Source organism: Dyadobacter flavalbus, from assembly GCF_006149045.1.
Taxonomy (GTDB): domain Bacteria; phylum Bacteroidota; class Bacteroidia; order Cytophagales; family Spirosomataceae; genus Dyadobacter; species Dyadobacter flavalbus.
Genome location: NZ_VBSN01000006.1, coordinates 80102 through 96433 on the forward strand (window position 1 = coordinate 80102; position 16332 = coordinate 96433).

A 16332-nucleotide genomic window follows, 5' to 3' on the forward strand; every position below is an offset into this window, starting at 1 on the left:
TTCATGGAAGTTATCAACACAATAGGTAGAAGAAAAACAGCCGTGGCCCGTATTTATATGACGCCGGGTAAAGGAGATATCAAAGTAAACGGACGCGATTACAAAGAATATTTTCCATTTGAAGTTCACCAGATTGTACTTCAGCAGCCTTTTGCTGTGATCAGCGGAGGAAATGGTTATGATCTTAAAGTAAACGTAAGAGGCGGCGGTATCACAGGTCAGGCGGAAGCCATCCGTATGGCAGTTTCCCGTGCGCTTTGCGAATACAACGGAGAGTTCCGTGGCGCTTTGAAGAAAGAAGGATTTCTTACACGTGATCCGCGTATGGTGGAACGTAAGAAATACGGCCGCGCGAAGGCTCGTAAGAGATTCCAGTTCTCGAAACGTTAATATTGCATTGTCATTTGTGGTCAGTTATAGTCACGAATGGTCAGGTTTAGTCATTTGTTATAACAGTAGTATACTAACGGCAATGACAATCCATGACAACAAATGACAACCTCTGACTAAAAATGACAGAAAGATTGTCCAGACAGTACTTATCGTGCCCGATGTGCTGTGCTGCGTAAATAAAATTATCTTTTTTAAAACTCAAATTTGGCAATGGCACAAATAGAATATAAAGAACTATTGGATGCAGGTGTTCATTTTGGCCACCTTACCCGCAAGTGGGATCCTCGCATGGCTCCGTATATCTTCATGGAGAAAAACGGGATCCACATCATTGACCTGAATAAAACATTGAACTGCATTGATCAGGCAGAAGCCGCATTGAAGCAGATCGTTCGTTCAGGACGTAAGATCATGTTTGTTGCTACTAAGAAACAAGCGCAGGAAATCGTAACGGAAGAGGCAAAACGCCTTAAAATGCCTTACGTAACTGATCGCTGGTTGGGCGGTATGCTTACAAACTTTGGCACGATTCGCAAGTCTTTGAAAAAAATGCAGACTCTTGAGAAGATGCTGAAAGACGAAACCACGGTTAACAACATAGCGAAGAGAGAACGCCTGATGCTTACACGTGAAAAGGACAAGCTGGAAAGAGTACTAGGTGGTGTAGCTGACCTTACTCGCCTTCCTGCCGCACTTTTCATCGTTGATGTAAAACGCGAGCATATTGCGGTTTCAGAAGCAAAAAGACTGAACATTCCTATTTTTGCGATCTGCGACACAAACTCAAATCCGGACCTTGTAGATTTTCCTATACCAAGTAATGATGATGCTTACAAAGCAATTTCATTGATTACACTGGCGATCGGAAAGGCGATTGAAGAAGGTTTGATGGAACGCAAACAAGATAAAGACGATCAGCGCCTTGTTGAGGAAGAAGAAGCCAAACGTCAGGTGGACAGAGGCAATGAAGATGCAGCACCTGCAGCTCGTGCAGAAGTAGCTGAGGAAACAAGCGTAGCTGAAAACACTGAAGAATAATCAGGGCAATATGGACTTGGTTCCAGCAACCTTTCCTGTCTGAACAGATAAAAGTAGCCCATAGCCTTTTTGCTATGGGCTACAGTTTTTTTAATTCAACCGGAAACAGATCAGGACTGTTCATAAACAGGTAACTCCGGTCTTTTCTATCAAACATTAATAAATCATATTTAACCAAATCATGGCAATTACCGCTCAAGATGTAAACAAACTCCGCCAGATGACTGGCGCGGGCATGATGGATTGCAAAAAAGCACTTCAGGAAGCTGATGGCGATTTTGACAAGGCTGTTGATATCCTACGTAAACAAGGTCAAAAAGTTGCTGCGAAACGTGCAGATAATGCTGTTTCAGAAGGAACTGTACTGGTGAAAATCAGTGAAGACGGAACAAACGGCAAACTGATTGCTTTGGCTTGTGAAACCGAACCTGTTTCCAATGTTGAAGATTTCAAAAATCTTGCTCAAAGCATACTGGATAAAGCTGTTGCTGACAACATCGCTGATAAAGAGGCTTTATTGTCTGCTACCTTGGCCGATGGCCGTCCGGTAAGCGAGCATATCGTTGACCTTGTGGGCAAACTGGGTGAAAAACTGGAAATCACTGCTTACGAAAATGTTACAGCGGACCAAGTAGTTCCATATATCCACTCCAATGGCAAACTGGGCGTTCTGGTTGCATTTACAGGCGTAAACGGAACGGATGTGAACGAACTTGGTAAAGACGTTGCCATGCAGATTGCAGCGATGAAGCCGATTGCACTGGATAAAGATGAAGTGGATTCTGTAACGGTTGAACGTGAAATTGAAGTTGGAAAAGAGCAGGCAAGAGCGGAAGGCAAGCCGGAAGCAATGCTTGAAAAAATCGCTCAGGGAAAACTTCAGAAGTTCTACAAAGACAATACACTTTTGAACCAGGAATTTGTAAAAGATTCTTCATTAACTATCCGCCAGTTATTAGAAAAAACTGCAAAAGGACTTACGGTTAAAGCCTTTAAGCGTGTAGCAATTGGTGCCTAGTAATTGCATATAGCAAAATAATATTATCAACGCCTGGTATCTGCTTGTATACCAGGCGTTGTTTTTTAATATTTACAGAAAATTAATTCCGGTTAATTTTTTGAACACACACTATCGGCGACATTGTGAAATCAGAATGGTTAAATCCCAATTAGATAATTATGCACGGCATAATTCAACGGATGAAGAGTTAGTCAAGCTTTTCCTGGAATCGCAGGACAATCGTTATTTTGAAAAGCTTTATGAAAGATACTCCTTTAAGGTGTATCAAAAGTGCCTTTCCCTGATCAAGGACGCTTCAAAGGCCGAAGATCTTACCCATGATGTTTTTCTTAAACTGATATTCAAAATGGATACGTTTAAGGAAGATGCCAAATTCTCAACCTGGCTTTTTTCGATTACTTACAATCACTGTATGGATCTGCTGCGTTCCAACAAAAAGCGGATTGTGACCGTGTATGAAGAAGCAGCCGATCTCGTTGATGACCAGGACATACTGGCTGTTTTTGAAGCGGATGAGGTAAATATGCAAAGTCTCAAACATGCCCTGGATCAGCTGGCTCTGGATGATAAAGCGTTGCTGTTCATGAAATATATGGACGATCTGAGCATCCGCGATATTGCAAAAACATTCAAGCTGACGGAAAGTGCCGTGAAAATGCGGCTGATGCGATCGCGTGAAAAGCTGAAAAGGAAGTATTACGAAGCACTTCTCTTTCAGTGAATATCTTTAAAAAATGAGTGAAAATGTTTTATTTTAGCTGGTTCATGTAACCAGTTTTACATTTACCTGCGAAATTATGGCATTGAATTTTAACGAGCCATCAATTTTGCAAGGCAGGCATGTTCACTAATATTGAAGTAAATGAGTGAGAAAATTCGCAGCAGCTTTCTGTTTATTTTAGTTTTGATTGTTGCAGTTCTACCCGGAAATGCACAACGTATTGTTGATTTTACCAATCCTGTTAATCTTGCCAAGCTCAAAATACAAAAAGATACCGTATGGCAAAAAATAGAATTCGGGGCTAATTTAAATCAGGGATCTTTCAGCTCAAACTGGACGGGCGGAGGTGTAAACTCGGTTGCCGTAGGATTGTTTTTCAATGCATTAAAAGAAAAGAAATCGGGCCGGAATGCATGGCGGAATGACTTTCAGTCGCAATACGGCATTGTCAGGAACAAAGGACAGGAAAGCCGTAAAAATGCAGACAGGATTTTTTTTGATACAAAATATAACCGTGAACTGACTGCAAAATGGAGCTTGTTTACAAACATCAATTTTCTTTCACAATTCGCGCCGGGCTACAATTACTCGGCCGCAACGGATTCTGTTTTTTTCAAAAGAAAAGTTTCCGGTTTGTTTTCGCCGGCCTATGTAACCGAGGCAATCGGTATTGAATTCAGGCCGGCTTCCTATTTTTTTGTTGATTTTGCGCCAGGCGCACTCCGCCAGACCATTGTTATGGACAAAAATTTGTATGTCAATACGCCGGATCAGCAAAATTACGGTGTTCCGATAGGAAAAAGGGTGAGAACGGAAGCTGCATTGTTACAGATCGTCGCCAATTTTGACAAAGACATTGCCAAGAATGTAAACCTGAAATTCAGATACCAGATGTTTTCCGGCTTTGCAAAGCCTTTTAACACGGATAACCGGCTGGATGCCATGTTTACAGCAAAAGTAAACAAATATATAAATGCCAATTTGGGCGCTATTATTGTTTATGATGAAGATCAAAGCCGGAAGATCCAGTTTGCACAAGCACTGAGCATTGGCTTTTTGTACACTTTTAAATAATAATGGTATTCGGGTCGGAAACTTCCAAAAACTGAAATTTGAGAAGCTGATTAACTCAAACTATTTGAAGTCATATATCAAAAAAGTTATCGCGTAAAAACAAACCGGAAAAAAGAGGCGCATTGGCATGTGTCTCTTTTTTATTATAGTTATTCGACAAGAGTAAAAAAAATTTTCTGTAAAAGATTTACCTTCGTATTGAATGATTGTCTTTAACGATTAAATTAAGTCTTGTGCAAAAAAAGGTTATTGTTTTGGGTGGAGGAGAAAGCGGAGTCGGAGCTGCAATTCTGGCCAGAAATAAAGGTTTTGATGTGTTTTTATCAGATCGCGGCCAATTGCACCAGAAATACAGCGATATTCTGACCCGCGAAAATATACCTTTTGAACAGGGAGTCCATTCCGAAGCAAGAATTTTTGACGCAGAACTGGTAATTAAAAGTCCGGGAATTCCGGATACAGTGCCTTTAATCCGGGCATTGAAGGAAAAAGAAATTCCTGTTATTTCTGAGATTGAATTTGCTTCCGGCTATACCGATGCAAAAATAATAGCCATTACCGGCAGTAACGGTAAAACTACTACTACGCTTCTTACTTATCATCTTTTAAAGAATGCAGGCCTTCATGTGGGGCTTGCGGGGAATATCGGAGATAGCTTTGCATGGCAGGTTGCTGAAAAAGATTATGAATATTACGTTCTTGAAATAAGCAGTTTTCAGCTGGACAATATCATTCATTTCCGGCCGCACATTGCCGTTCTGCTCAATATTACGCCGGACCATCTGGACCGGTATGATTATAGTTTTCAAAATTATATTGACTCCAAATTCAATATCATCCGGAACCAGACGGCGGAAGATCATTTCGTTTATTTTCATGACAGTGAAGTTATCAGGAATGAGATTGGAAAGAGGAATATTCCTTCGTCCATGCTGGCCGTTTCTCTGGAACAGGAAATAAAGCAAGGTTCGTATTTTTTTAACAGAAAACTGATCTCGAACATTAGCGGGAAATCTTTTGAAGAGGATTTTGCCGATCTGCCGATTAAAGGTCCGCATAATGCCGTCAATGCACTGGCTGCCATTGCCGTAGCACAGCTTTCGGGATTGGATCCGGTTGCAATACGTGAAGGGTTGCTTACTTTTCAGAATGCTCCGCACAGGCTTGAAGAAGTGGAAACGATCAACAAGGTAACGTATATTAATGATTCCAAGGCAACCAATGTCGATTCCGTATTCTATGCTTTGGGCAGTTTTGAGCAGCCTGTCATTCTAATTGCAGGCGGCGTTGACAAAGGAAATGATTACAGTCAGATTGAAGAACTTGTACGCAACAAGGTTAAAGGGCTGATTATCTTAAGTAAGGATTTTGAAAAGCTTAAAGATTATTTTACGGGGATAGTTTCTCATATATACACCACGCAGGATGTGCAGGATGCAGTGAACAAAGCGCAGGAATGGAGCACTCCGGGCGATGTTGTGCTGCTTTCACCGGCTTGTGCAAGTTTCGATTTATTTAAAAATTACGAAGACCGGGGTAACAAGTTCAAGGCTGCTGTAAGAAATCTTATTCATTCATAATATTTCAGCTTCATCTATTTCAAGCAGTTTGTATGAGTTTTTTGACGAAATCGAGGGAAGATACGCAGGCATGGATCGCAAAGAATCTGAAAGGTGATCCGTGGATCTGGGGAATATGCATTATCATGCTTCTGTGGAGTATTGTAGTAGTATATAGTGCGAGTGTAAAAGATGCGTATAGCCAGATGGGGGGAAATACAGAGTATTATCTTTACAAGCATGTACTGTTGTGTGTCGTTTCCTTGGTTGTGATGTTTTTTGTACACCGAATTCCTTACATACGGTTTGTTTATTTTACGAGGCTGGCTGTATGGAGTTCTATTCTGCTGCTGATTTTTACCATGTTCTTTGGGCGGTCTGTAAATGATGCCGCCAGGTGGATTGAAATTCCGATTATCGGACAGCGTTTTCAACCCTCGGAATGGGCAAAAGTTGCTTTAATTGCACATTTGTCGCTTATTCTGGCACGTCATATCAAAGGTGGCTGGAATACCCGTGAACTTTTCATGGAGCCGCTTGCATTGGTCGGCGTCGTATGCGGACTCATTTTTACCAGTAATGTTTCTACGGCTGTGATGCTTGCGGGTATTTGTTTTCTACTCATGTTCGTAGGAAAAGTTCCTTTGCATTATCTGCTGTTTACGGCGCTTGGATTGGTGTTTTTTGCTACCATTGCAATCCTTCTTAATTCTACGCAGCGCTCGGGAACGGCACAGAGCAGAATTGCCACTTTCTTTGATAAAGATGTTGTCGTTTATCAGTCTCAGCAATCTTACATGGCGATGGCGCGCGGCGGCTTATACGGCGAAGGTGTTTCCAAAAGCAGGCAAAAGCGATTTCTTCCGGAACCTCAGAAGGACTTTATTTTCGCAGTTGCCGTTGAAGAATACGGAACGGTTGGGGGCACGATACTGATTGTATTTTATCTGATTCTGTTATACAGAGGGCTTAAAGCAATTGAAGCTACAAAGAGGCCATTTGGCGGACTTTTGTCTGCTGGCCTGACATTTATTGTGGTTAGTCAGGCGTTTTCTGCAATGGCTGTAACCGTCGGGCTGGTTCCTGTTACCGGTCAAACGCTGCCGTTTTTCAGTCAGGGAGGAACTTCTCTGATTTTTACGGGAATAGCTATGGGAATGATCCTCAGTGTGAGTCGGGGGGAAACGCTTGAAGAAAAAAGGATTTGAAAAAAATGTCAAAACGAGTTATAATCAGCGGAGGCGGAACGGGCGGGCATATCTATCCGGCTATTGCCATTGCAAATGCATTACAGCAGCAGGTCCCTGATCTGGAAGTGCTGTTTGTAGGTGCATTGGGTAAAATGGAGATGGAAAAAGTGCCGCGTGCAGGGTATGAAATTGTCGGGTTGCCCATAGTGGGTATAAAAAGAGAGTTGTCTCTCGACAACCTTGCGTTTCCTTTCAAACTCGTCAACAGCTTGTCGAAAGCCAGGCAGATCATACGCGATTTCAGACCGGATGTAGCAGTTGGCGTTGGCGGCTTTGCCAGTGGACCTTTGCTGATGATGGCTTCGCTCGCCGGCATTCCGACCTTGATTCAGGAACAGAATTCTTATGCGGGAATTACCAACAAACTGTTGGCTAAAAGGGCAAAGAAGATTTGTGTTGCTTATCCGGGAATGGAGGCATTTTTCCCGAAAGAAAAAATTGCGCTTTTAGGTAATCCGGTCAGAAATGATATTGTGGATGTATCCTCCAAAAGAAAAGCCGGATTGGCTCACTTTGGTTTGTCGGATTCAGATAAAACGCTGTTTATCATGGGCGGAAGTCTGGGTGCAAGGTCTATAAACGAAAGCATGGATGCAGGTTTAAGCAAGCTGATTGAAGCCGGACACCAGGTTTTGTGGCAAACCGGCAAAGCATATATCGAAACAGCAAAAGCGGCTGTTGCAAAGCTCGGGACCAATAAAATCAAGGTTTTTGAGTTTATCTATGAAATGGATCTGGCGTATGCCGTTGCAGATGTAGTCATTTCAAGGGCCGGCGCATTGTCCGTTTCTGAACTGTGTCTTGCTGCCAAGCCTGCGATTCTGGTGCCTTATCCTTTGGCTTCGGAAGATCATCAAACCAAAAATGCCTTGACACTCGTATCACAGGAAGCGGCTTTGCTTATCCGTGATTCCAGGGCAAAGGAAGATCTGATTCGGGATGTTCTGGCATTGATGAACGATCTTGTCAAACAGGAAGAACTTAAAACCAATATCAGAAAACTGGCAAGGCCATCAGCTGCGAACGATATAGCTTTGGAGGTATTAAAATTAGTCAAGTAATTATCAGAAATTTAAGTGCTTATGTCATCTTCAATGACGGATTGGAAATATGTTTACTTTGTAGGAATCGGCGGTATCGGAATGAGTGCGCTGGCAAGATGGTTTAAAGCCAACGGCTTTCAAGTTGCCGGGTATGACAAAACACTGACTCCGCTGGTTCAAAAATTGATTGAAGAAGACATAGCAGTTAATCTGGATGATGAAGTTGAAAATATCCCGTCAGCATTTCTGGAAGATTCGGCTCAGACGCTGGTGATTTACACGCCTGCTGTTCCTGTGCAGCACAAGCAGATGAATTATTTCCGTGATGAAAACTTTCTGATCTTAAAAAGATCGCAGGTACTGGGATTGCTCACCAGGAACTTGCGTACGGTCGGTGTTGCCGGAACACATGGAAAAACCACAACTTCATCTCTGGTTGCCCATATTCTTCGCCATGCAAATGTAAACAGCACCGCTTTTCTGGGAGGGATTACACAGAATTATGGTACGAATCTTTTACTCAACGAGCCAACGGACCATTTGGAAGAGGTAATTTGTGTAGTCGAAGCGGATGAATTTGACAGATCGTTTCTGACTCTTTTTCCGGAAATCGCCATTGTAACGTCCACCGATGCGGATCATCTGGATATTTACGGCAAGCACGAAGCGGTACTGGAATCTTTTCGTGAATTTGTGAGCCAGATTGATGATAATGGCATACTATTTATGAAAGACGGGCTTGAAATCGCATCTGCTACCAAAGCGCAGGTTTTTACCTATGGCCTGAACAGCGGTATGTATCATGCATCCAATATTCACATCAGCAGTGCCCGCTTTGTTTTTGATCTTGAATATCCGGACGGCAGGATTGCGGGTATAGCAATGAAAATTCCCGGATATCACAATATTGAGAATTCAATTGCGGCCAGCGCGGTAGCCATGCATCTGGGTGTGAAGCCGGAAAAAATTAAAGAGGCATTAGAGAATTATAAAGGTGTAAAAAGACGCTTTGAGTATCAGGTTGAAAATGATTCTCACATATATATTGACGATTATGCACACCATCCGGCAGAAATTGAAGCGTTTTTGTCCTCCGTTAAAGGATTGTATCCCGGTAGGCATGTTACGGCCATTTTTCAGCCGCATCTTTTTACGAGAACACGCGATTTTGCCGACGGGTTTGCAGAAAGTTTTTCTTTGGCAGACAGGGTAATTTTGCTTGAAATATATCCTGCAAGGGAGCTGCCGATAGAAGGTGTAAATGCCGAGATGTTGCTGAAAAAAATAAGTATTGCAGACAAACAATTAATAGCTAAAGAAAATATTCTTAGTGTTTTAGCTGATTTGAAAACAGATATAGTCGTTACAATCGGGGCCGGAGATATTGATACTTTGGTAGAGCCGGTTAAAAACTTGCTGAATAATCCATTTACGAATAATTAGTGCAAGCATTTTTAATATTACTAAGATGTTACGTAAATTTGACTATCCATGGCTTTTGTTTAAACGTAGTTTGTGGCTCATTATGCCGGTTATAGGCATAGGTATGGCGGAAAATAAGCTTGGTAATCAACGATGTACAAATCTGGTGATAGATATTCAGGGTGATTCGGGTACGCGCTTTTTGAATCAGATGGACGTTCAAATGCTTGTGACAGAGAACGGAGGAGACCCATTGATGGGCAACAAACTGGACGATGTAGCCCTGCATGATCTCGAGAATCGGGTACGTAGAAATAAATTGATAAAGAAATGTCAGGTATTTCGGGATTTAAAGGGTAATATCGTAGTCAAAGTTGAGCAGGAGAGGCCATTAGCACGATGGATCCATACCTCTCAGAACGAAGAATTGCAAAATACATCGGGTTATTATATCAATGAAGAAGGCGTTTTTTTTCCACTTTCAGAAAGTTACTCAGCAAGAACCTTACTGGTATCCGGACCTTTTTTCAAAAATCCTAAGAATCTAGAGACAAAAAAAGGAGCTTCAATGGTAGCTCTGTTACGATTTCTTAATACAGATCCTTTCTGGAAAGCACAAATAGCTCAGCTGGACGTTGACAAAGATGGTGAAATTCATTTTCTGACGGTTTTAGGCGATCAGAAGATAGAATTTGGTACAGCAGAGAATTTTGAGCCAAAGTTCAAAAAACTGAGAATGTTTTATGGAAAAGTACTAAGCCAGGACTGGAGCAGATATAAAAGAATAAGTGTTAAATTTCAAGATCAAATAGTTTGTGAATAATAATTCACCATCAGCATGGCACACGACAAAATTGTAGTTGGAGTAGATATCGGGAGCACGAAAATAGCCGTGGTTGCTGCACAGGGAACATCATCAGGATCTCGCCAAAGCAATATTGAGATTTTAGGTTTCAGCGAAGTTCCTGTGCCTGCAGGAGCGGTCGTTAATGGTTCTGTTGAAAATATAAAACAAGTCGGAAGTGCAATCAGAGAAGCATTGTCAGAAGCATCGTTACGGTCAGATCTTGATATAGGTGTTGTAAATGTCAGCTTCGGAGGTACACAGGTAAAAATCAGTGCCCACAGCGATGGCGTAATACGTCCGTCGGCTTCCTCGGGAGAAGAAGTAACCCAGAGAGATGTAGATCAGCTGGTGGATGATATGTACCGGGCCAAAATCGAACCCAATTACGATGTGCTGCATGTGTTGCCGATGGAATTTGTTGTGGATAATTCCGTGGGTGTTCGTGAGCCTGTGGGAAGAACCGGAATCAAACTGGGCGGAAATTTCCTGATTATATCAGCAAATAACCAGTCCATTCAGCGCACTAAAAAAAGTCTGGCAGATGCGGATCAGAATCTGAAATGCGACAAAATGGTTTTCGGTCCGCTTGCCACAAGTCTTGCAGTTCTTACAGACAATGAAATAAAGGCCGGCATTGCACTGGTTGATATCGGTGATCATACAACGGATCTGATTATTTATCAGGACCGTATAATCCGTCATATTGCATCTTTCCCGATCGGAGGCAGGCATATAACCAGTGATCTGGCCATTGGATGCGGAATTCAGCTTGAAAATGCGGAACAATTAAAGAAAGAGTACGGAGCCGCTGTCTCTGCTGATATTCCTCTGAATATTGAAGTGCTTGTGAATTTCTTGGCCGGCAGGCCGCCAAAGCAGGTACTGAAAAAAAATGTGGCCCTGATCATTGAGGAGCGATTGAAGGAAATCGCTGCAATGGTGTATGCGGAAATTATAAAATCCGGATACCTCGACAAACTTATTGGCGGAATTGTACTTACCGGCGGTTCTGCAAACATTGATGAAATAGAAGTGCTTTTTGAAAAAGTGACCGATATGTCTGTCAGAGTGGGTTATCCGGAAAATCTGGAACGTACCGCCAAGGCAGATGCAGTAAGCAATTCGACATTCAGTACAGCAATAGGGCTTGCGTGGGCAGGCCTTAAACCGATTGATCCCAGAGTAAAATCCGTATGCAAGCCGGCAACTGCTTTCAATACGGGCATTGTTCAGAAAGAAAAACCGAAAGAAGTAAAAGAGCCGGTAAAAAAATCCGGCGGAAGCTTTTGGGATAATATCAACAGCCTTATCGGTAAAAAAGATGACAGCCTGGGAGACTATTGAAAAATATAAAGCATAAGTAGCACCTTATCAACGTCGAAATTATGAATACTAGCTTGTTGCACTCTTTAGATCAGGACTACATTGTGAATGAAATCATAAAAGATCAACCTAATGATGCAAGCCGGAATGAGCCTGCAATCATTAAGGTGATAGGAGTTGGCGGAGGAGGAAGTAATGCGGTTAATTACATGTTCGAGAATAAAATCAAGGATGTGGAATTTGCCGTTTGCAACACAGATCGCCAAGCTCTTGCAAATAGTCCGGTTCCTGTAAAAATTCAATTGGGTGCAACACTGACGCAGGGCCTTGGTGCCGGCACAGATGCGGCCAAGGGAAAGGAAGCCGCTTTGGAAACAATTGAAGAAATCAAAGGTTTGCTGGGAGGTTCTATTCAGATGGTCTTTATTACCGCAGGTATGGGCGGCGGAACCGGAACGGGTGCCGCGCCGGTAATTGCGCAGCTGGCCAAGGAAATGGGTAAACTTACCGTTGCCGTTGTGACTGCGCCTTATACCTGGGAAGGACTTGACAAAAAAGAACAGGCGCTGGAAGGAATTGAGCAGCTTAAGGAGTACAGCGATACCGTTCTTGTGGTTTTGAACGATAAGCTGGAAGAACTGTATGAAGATATGACGCTGACGCAGGCATTTGCCGAAGCAGACGGAATTCTTCTGAATGCAGTCAAAAGTATTTCCGAAATCATTACGACAAACGGAAATATCAATACAGACTTTAAAGACGTTGAAAAAGTTCTGAAAAATGCCGGGCAATCTGTTATGGGAACTTCTGAATCCACCGGAGCTGACCGTGCCCAGACTGCCATCAGGGAAGCACTTGATTCACCGCTGCTTAATGACAGAGACATTCGTGGTGCAAAACGCATACTTGTGACTTTGGCTACCAGCAAGAAAAAAGAAGCGACTATGAAAGAGCAGCGCGAAATCTGGCGTTATGTCCTTTCACAAGTTGGAGGTGAAGCCCGTATGTTCAAGCTTGGAACCATTACGGACGATTCTCTTGGCGATAAATTGAGAGTAACAATCGTAGCAGCAGGTTTTGACAGCATTGAATCTCCGATTCCGGGAATCGAACTGAGAAACGGTAACAAAGGCAAAAAGATCGAGCCGGTTATTGAATTTAATTATGGCACCAAAAACATGATTGATACTGCTGCTCAGGAATTGGTCCTGACCAGTGAGCTGGAAGTAAATACACCCACAAGCACAATTGACCTTGTTATTGAAGAAGATATCGTTTCAACAGGATACAGGCCGGAGAATGTATCTGTTTCTCATCATACCGAAGAGAACAGAGACTGGTCGAATGAAGAAACGGAGAATCTGGAATTAATGATCAAGTCTTTTAAAGACGGACTTGTTAAATACTCGGATCTGGAAGGCCCGGCTTACCGCAGGAGCAGAGTGGAGCTCTGGAAAAGGCCTGCCATCCCGGCCAGCGAAATGGAACAACATTGGTTGAAATAAAAAAAGAGCGCAAGGCGCTCTTTTTTTATTTCAGAAGTGAATTAATTGACCCGCCTGGATTTCCAGCAATTCTTTATACAATGCATTGGAAATAACCTTGTCGCTGTAATGATTACGAATTTGTGCAAGTTTTACCCTAAGCGCTAACGTATTCATGCCCAAATAGCTGAATACATCGTTTAAATGGCTCATGGCAATCGCAGCGCCCTGCATGTTGGAAGATAATCCAACCAATGCTGCTTTTTTGTTTGAAAAACTGTTTGGATAAGGCAATCCATCTATAAATGCTTTTAATACGCCCGGATATGATCCGTTATATTCCGGAACAATAAAAACGAACTTGTCTGTTTGCTCCAGAAGTGATTTCAAGCTGTTGAATTCTTCGTTTTTTCCGGAGTTCTCATACAATGCAGAGACTGTAAAATCGTGCGGAAGGTTGACCAGATCCAGAATTATACTGGGCGCATGAAGCTGATTCAGAATGTCTTGATAATACTCGGCAATTTTTCGCGACATGGAATTCGGTCTGTTTGTCCCGACAATAATCACAATTGGAGAAGTTGGTAATGTCATTTCTGAAATATTGATAAAAGCAGGTATGGTTTATCCGGGTGAGTAGTTATGTTTTAGTAACAATTTATGACCAAATTTGTTCAAACAAAGCCGGATGCTACAAAAACAGAAGTAGATAACACGAACGATAATTGTCATGCTTTCACTTTAGCGAACAATTATTGTTATATTTGAGGTTCTTATTCATTATGAAAATATATTAACGGCTTAGTTTTCAAGCTCTTATTAGTATTAACCCACAGAATAATATGTCCTGGTTTATTCGGAAAGAGAAAGGCATTAATACACCAACAGAAATGAAGCGCGAGGCGCCTGATGGATTATGGTATCAATGTCCCAATTGCAAAAAAATTACACCAACCAGAGAACATAAGCAGAATGCTTTTACTTGTCCGCATTGCAACTATCATGAAAAAGTAGGCTCGGAGGTATATTTCAGCATTCTGTTTGATGATAATCAATTCACCGAGCTGGATGCAAATCTGACTTCCGGAGATCCGCTTCAGTTTGTCGATACAAAAGCGTATCCGGACCGGATCAGGTCAACGATGCAGAAAACAGGCTTGAAAGATGCTGTGCGTTCGGCTTATGGAAAAATGAATGATCTGGAAATTGTAATCGCATGTATGGATTTCAATTTCATTGGCGGATCAATGGGCTCGGTTGTTGGTGAAAAAATAGCTCGTGCCATTACATATGCGCTGGAAAACAAACTTCCGTTTCTGATGATTTCCAAGTCCGGCGGGGCGCGCATGATGGAAGCCGGGTTTTCGCTGATGCAAATGGCTAAAACTTCTGCAAGGCTTGCGCAATTGTCAGAAGCAAAACTTCCATATATTTCTTTACTTACCGATCCGACAACCGGAGGTGTAACTGCTTCTTATGCGATGCTGGGCGATTTCAATATTTCCGAGCCGGAAGCATTGATCGGTTTTGCCGGACCGCGTGTTATCCGCGAGACCATCGGCAAAGATCTTCCGAAAGGATTTCAGAGCGCCGAGTTCGTTCTGGAACATGGATTTCTGGACTTCATTGTTGACCGGAAAGATCTGAAGGATAAACTGACAAGCCTGCTTACCATGCTGCGTTGATATGCGTTTGATTTCTCATCCTGTCCTTTGCAATTACTATGTGACTTACCGCTGCAATGCATCATGTAGTTTCTGTGACATATGGGAAAAACCTTCGCCTTATATTACGGTTGAAAATCTGAGAGAGAACATCCGGGATCTGAAAAGACTCGGCGTCAAGGTTATTGATTTTACCGGCGGAGAGCCTTTGCTCCACCGGCAACTGGATTTACTGCTGAAAGAAGCCAAATCGCAGGGAATGATAACAACCGTTACAAGTAACGGCCTGCTTTATCCCAAGTATGCAGAAAAGCTGAAAGGGCTTGTTGACATGCTTCATTTTTCGCTGGATTCTCCGGATCGCGAGGAGCACGACAAGTCAAGAAACGTGAAGTGTTTTGATAAAGTAATGGAATCCATTGCCGTTGCCAAGTCTCTTGGCGAAAGGCCGGACATTATTTTTACCGTATTTGAAGACAATGTCCATAAAATACGGCAGATGTGGGAAGAAATTTGTCTGCCGAATAACCTGATCTTGATTCTTAATCCGGTTTTTGAATACAATAACGTGGGTTCCAGTCTTTCTCACGAAGCATTGAACGAACTGACATGGTGGGGAAAGCAGAAAAATGTTTATCTCAACGAAGCATTTATCCAGTTGCGGCTCGATGGCGGAAATAAAGTTTCTGATCCGGTTTGCAAGGCAGCCAGTACGACCATTGTAATTTCTCCTGAAAACAAGCTTGTTCTGCCCTGTTATCATTTAGGCTTGAAAGACTTTCCGATTGAAGGAAAGCTTTTCGATCTGTACCATTCTGACGAAGTGCAAAAGCTGGTGGCGCTTGAAGGAAAATTGCCGGCTTGTGAAGGCTGTGCGATCAATTGCTACATGCAGCCGTCTTTCGCCGTAGAAATGAACAAATACTGGTGGAAAGCATTGCCCAGCACAATCAAGTACAACCGTATCAAAGGCACGTGGAAACAAATGGTGCGATTTTAGCTACAAGCATGCTGTTTTTCGGCGTGTATCTTTTATTTCATAAATCTTCCACCCGCTTTTCGTTTTGATCATGGAAAATACATTTACACCGCAATGTGAAAATGTATCGCCAAGATAAAATTTGTACGGAGCCCAGGCCGTTGCCGTCATATCATCCACAAGTATTTTCACATCATAGATTTTTTCATCCCATATTTCCTTGTGCGGCTTTCCTGCTGCTTTGATAAAACTCTCTGCATCACTTCTGTGAATGACAACCGAGTCCTTTTCATTTCTGGAAAAAGAAGTCAGTGAGCAACCGGGATTAAAAACTTTTCGCAATAATGTGGAATCGCCCGTTCTCATCCCGTCAAACAAAAGATCAACGGTCTTGCGCACGTTCGCAGTTTCCTGTGCTTTTGCAACATTTGCAATAAGCATACAGAATAGTACAGGCAGGACAAGGTTCTTTAAAGAACAGGAATGTGTAAATTTCATATGTTGGTATAGTTTT

General features: G+C 42.4%; 16 protein-coding genes. 14 read left to right on the forward strand and 2 right to left on the reverse strand.

The window, feature by feature from the left end:
• Positions 1-3 precede the first annotated feature (3 nt).
• The 12 genes from rpsI (at position 4) to ftsZ (ending at position 13196) form a co-directional block, all read left to right on the forward strand.
• Positions 4-390, forward strand: coding sequence for a 30S ribosomal protein S9 (gene rpsI, locus FEM33_RS00405; RefSeq protein WP_138283237.1), 387 nt, complete (start codon positions 4-6; stop codon positions 388-390).
• 213 nt (positions 391-603) lie between these two features.
• Complete coding sequence (gene rpsB, locus FEM33_RS00410; RefSeq protein ID WP_139010154.1) at positions 604-1431, forward strand: 30S ribosomal protein S2; 828 nt, start codon at positions 604-606, stop codon at positions 1429-1431.
• Positions 1432-1612: 181 nt separating this feature from the next.
• Positions 1613-2449, forward strand: a complete 837-nt coding sequence (tsf, locus tag FEM33_RS00415; RefSeq protein WP_139010155.1) for a translation elongation factor Ts — start codon at positions 1613-1615, stop codon at positions 2447-2449.
• 136 nt (positions 2450-2585) lie between these two features.
• Positions 2586-3173 carry an RNA polymerase sigma factor gene (locus FEM33_RS00420; RefSeq protein WP_139010156.1) on the forward strand — a complete coding sequence of 196 codons (588 nt, stop codon included), beginning with the start codon at positions 2586-2588 and terminating at the stop codon, positions 3171-3173.
• A gap of 141 nt (positions 3174-3314) precedes the next feature.
• Positions 3315-4247 (forward strand): DUF3078 domain-containing protein, encoded by a 933-nt coding sequence (locus tag FEM33_RS00425; protein ID WP_139010157.1) that lies wholly within the window; start codon positions 3315-3317, stop codon positions 4245-4247.
• 233 nt (positions 4248-4480) lie between these two features.
• On the forward strand, positions 4481-5827 hold the full coding sequence (murD, locus tag FEM33_RS00430; RefSeq protein ID WP_229214009.1) for a UDP-N-acetylmuramoyl-L-alanine--D-glutamate ligase: 1347 nt from the start codon (positions 4481-4483) through the stop codon (positions 5825-5827).
• A 32-nt stretch (positions 5828-5859) separates the two neighbouring features.
• Complete coding sequence (locus FEM33_RS00435) at positions 5860-7014, forward strand: FtsW/RodA/SpoVE family cell cycle protein (RefSeq protein WP_139010159.1); 1155 nt, start codon at positions 5860-5862, stop codon at positions 7012-7014.
• A gap of 5 nt (positions 7015-7019) precedes the next feature.
• Complete coding sequence (gene murG / locus FEM33_RS00440) at positions 7020-8117, forward strand: undecaprenyldiphospho-muramoylpentapeptide beta-N-acetylglucosaminyltransferase (protein ID WP_139010160.1); 1098 nt, start codon at positions 7020-7022, stop codon at positions 8115-8117.
• A gap of 21 nt (positions 8118-8138) precedes the next feature.
• The gene (gene murC / locus FEM33_RS00445; protein ID WP_139010161.1) at positions 8139-9542 is read left to right on the forward strand and encodes a UDP-N-acetylmuramate--L-alanine ligase; all 1404 of its coding nucleotides are present in this window, start codon (positions 8139-8141) and stop codon (positions 9540-9542) included.
• A gap of 25 nt (positions 9543-9567) precedes the next feature.
• Positions 9568-10344, forward strand: coding sequence for a cell division protein FtsQ/DivIB (locus tag FEM33_RS00450; RefSeq protein WP_139010162.1), 777 nt, complete (start codon positions 9568-9570; stop codon positions 10342-10344).
• A 15-nt stretch (positions 10345-10359) separates the two neighbouring features.
• The gene (ftsA, locus tag FEM33_RS00455; protein WP_139010163.1) at positions 10360-11712 is read left to right on the forward strand and encodes a cell division protein FtsA; all 1353 of its coding nucleotides are present in this window, start codon (positions 10360-10362) and stop codon (positions 11710-11712) included.
• A gap of 41 nt (positions 11713-11753) precedes the next feature.
• Positions 11754-13196 (forward strand): cell division protein FtsZ, encoded by a 1443-nt coding sequence (gene ftsZ, locus FEM33_RS00460; protein WP_139010164.1) that lies wholly within the window; start codon positions 11754-11756, stop codon positions 13194-13196.
• Between the two features lie 30 nt (positions 13197-13226).
• Here the strand turns inward: ftsZ and FEM33_RS00465 are convergent, their stop codons facing one another.
• Complete coding sequence (locus tag FEM33_RS00465) at positions 13227-13769, reverse strand: NADPH-dependent FMN reductase (protein WP_139010165.1); 543 nt, start codon at positions 13767-13769, stop codon at positions 13227-13229.
• Between the two features lie 248 nt (positions 13770-14017).
• Here FEM33_RS00465 and accD point away from each other — a divergent pair, with 248 nt between their 5' ends.
• Positions 14018-14860: an acetyl-CoA carboxylase, carboxyltransferase subunit beta gene (accD, locus tag FEM33_RS00470; protein WP_139010166.1), complete on the forward strand. Its 843-nt coding sequence runs from the start codon at positions 14018-14020 to the stop codon at positions 14858-14860.
• Between the two features lies 1 nt (position 14861).
• On the forward strand, positions 14862-15839 hold the full coding sequence (locus tag FEM33_RS00475) for a radical SAM protein (protein WP_139010167.1): 978 nt from the start codon (positions 14862-14864) through the stop codon (positions 15837-15839).
• Here FEM33_RS00475 and FEM33_RS00480 read toward each other — a convergent pair whose 3' ends face one another.
• A complete protein-coding gene (locus tag FEM33_RS00480) occupies positions 15840-16259 on the reverse strand; it encodes a nuclear transport factor 2 family protein (RefSeq protein ID WP_139010226.1) in 420 nt (139 codons plus the stop codon). It lies immediately after the preceding gene.
• Between the last annotated feature and the right edge of the window lie 73 nt (positions 16260-16332).

Excerpts from the sequence above, each read along its gene's own strand:
- FEM33_RS00480 (WP_139010226.1), bottom strand. The coding sequence starts at position 16,259 with ATGCTTATTGCAAATGTTGCAAAAGCACAGGAAACTGCGAACGTGCGC.
- accD (WP_139010166.1), top strand. The coding sequence starts at position 14,018 with ATGTCCTGGTTTATTCGGAAAGAGAAAGGCATTAATACACCAACAGAA.
- ftsZ (WP_139010164.1), top strand. The coding sequence starts at position 11,754 with ATGAATACTAGCTTGTTGCACTCTTTAGATCAGGACTACATTGTGAAT.
- tsf (WP_139010155.1), top strand. The coding sequence starts at position 1,613 with ATGGCAATTACCGCTCAAGATGTAAACAAACTCCGCCAGATGACTGGC.
- FEM33_RS00465 (WP_139010165.1), bottom strand. The coding sequence starts at position 13,769 with ATGACATTACCAACTTCTCCAATTGTGATTATTGTCGGGACAAACAGA.
- FEM33_RS00420 (WP_139010156.1), top strand. The coding sequence starts at position 2,586 with ATGGTTAAATCCCAATTAGATAATTATGCACGGCATAATTCAACGGAT.
- murG (WP_139010160.1), top strand. The coding sequence starts at position 7,020 with ATGTCAAAACGAGTTATAATCAGCGGAGGCGGAACGGGCGGGCATATC.
- murC (WP_139010161.1), top strand. The coding sequence starts at position 8,139 with ATGTCATCTTCAATGACGGATTGGAAATATGTTTACTTTGTAGGAATC.
- rpsB (WP_139010154.1), top strand. The coding sequence starts at position 604 with ATGGCACAAATAGAATATAAAGAACTATTGGATGCAGGTGTTCATTTT.
- rpsI (WP_138283237.1), top strand. The coding sequence starts at position 4 with ATGGAAGTTATCAACACAATAGGTAGAAGAAAAACAGCCGTGGCCCGT.
- FEM33_RS00475 (WP_139010167.1), top strand. The coding sequence starts at position 14,862 with ATGCGTTTGATTTCTCATCCTGTCCTTTGCAATTACTATGTGACTTAC.
- FEM33_RS00450 (WP_139010162.1), top strand. The coding sequence starts at position 9,568 with ATGTTACGTAAATTTGACTATCCATGGCTTTTGTTTAAACGTAGTTTG.
- FEM33_RS00435 (WP_139010159.1), top strand. The coding sequence starts at position 5,860 with ATGAGTTTTTTGACGAAATCGAGGGAAGATACGCAGGCATGGATCGCA.
- FEM33_RS00425 (WP_139010157.1), top strand. The coding sequence starts at position 3,315 with ATGAGTGAGAAAATTCGCAGCAGCTTTCTGTTTATTTTAGTTTTGATT.
- ftsA (WP_139010163.1), top strand. The coding sequence starts at position 10,360 with ATGGCACACGACAAAATTGTAGTTGGAGTAGATATCGGGAGCACGAAA.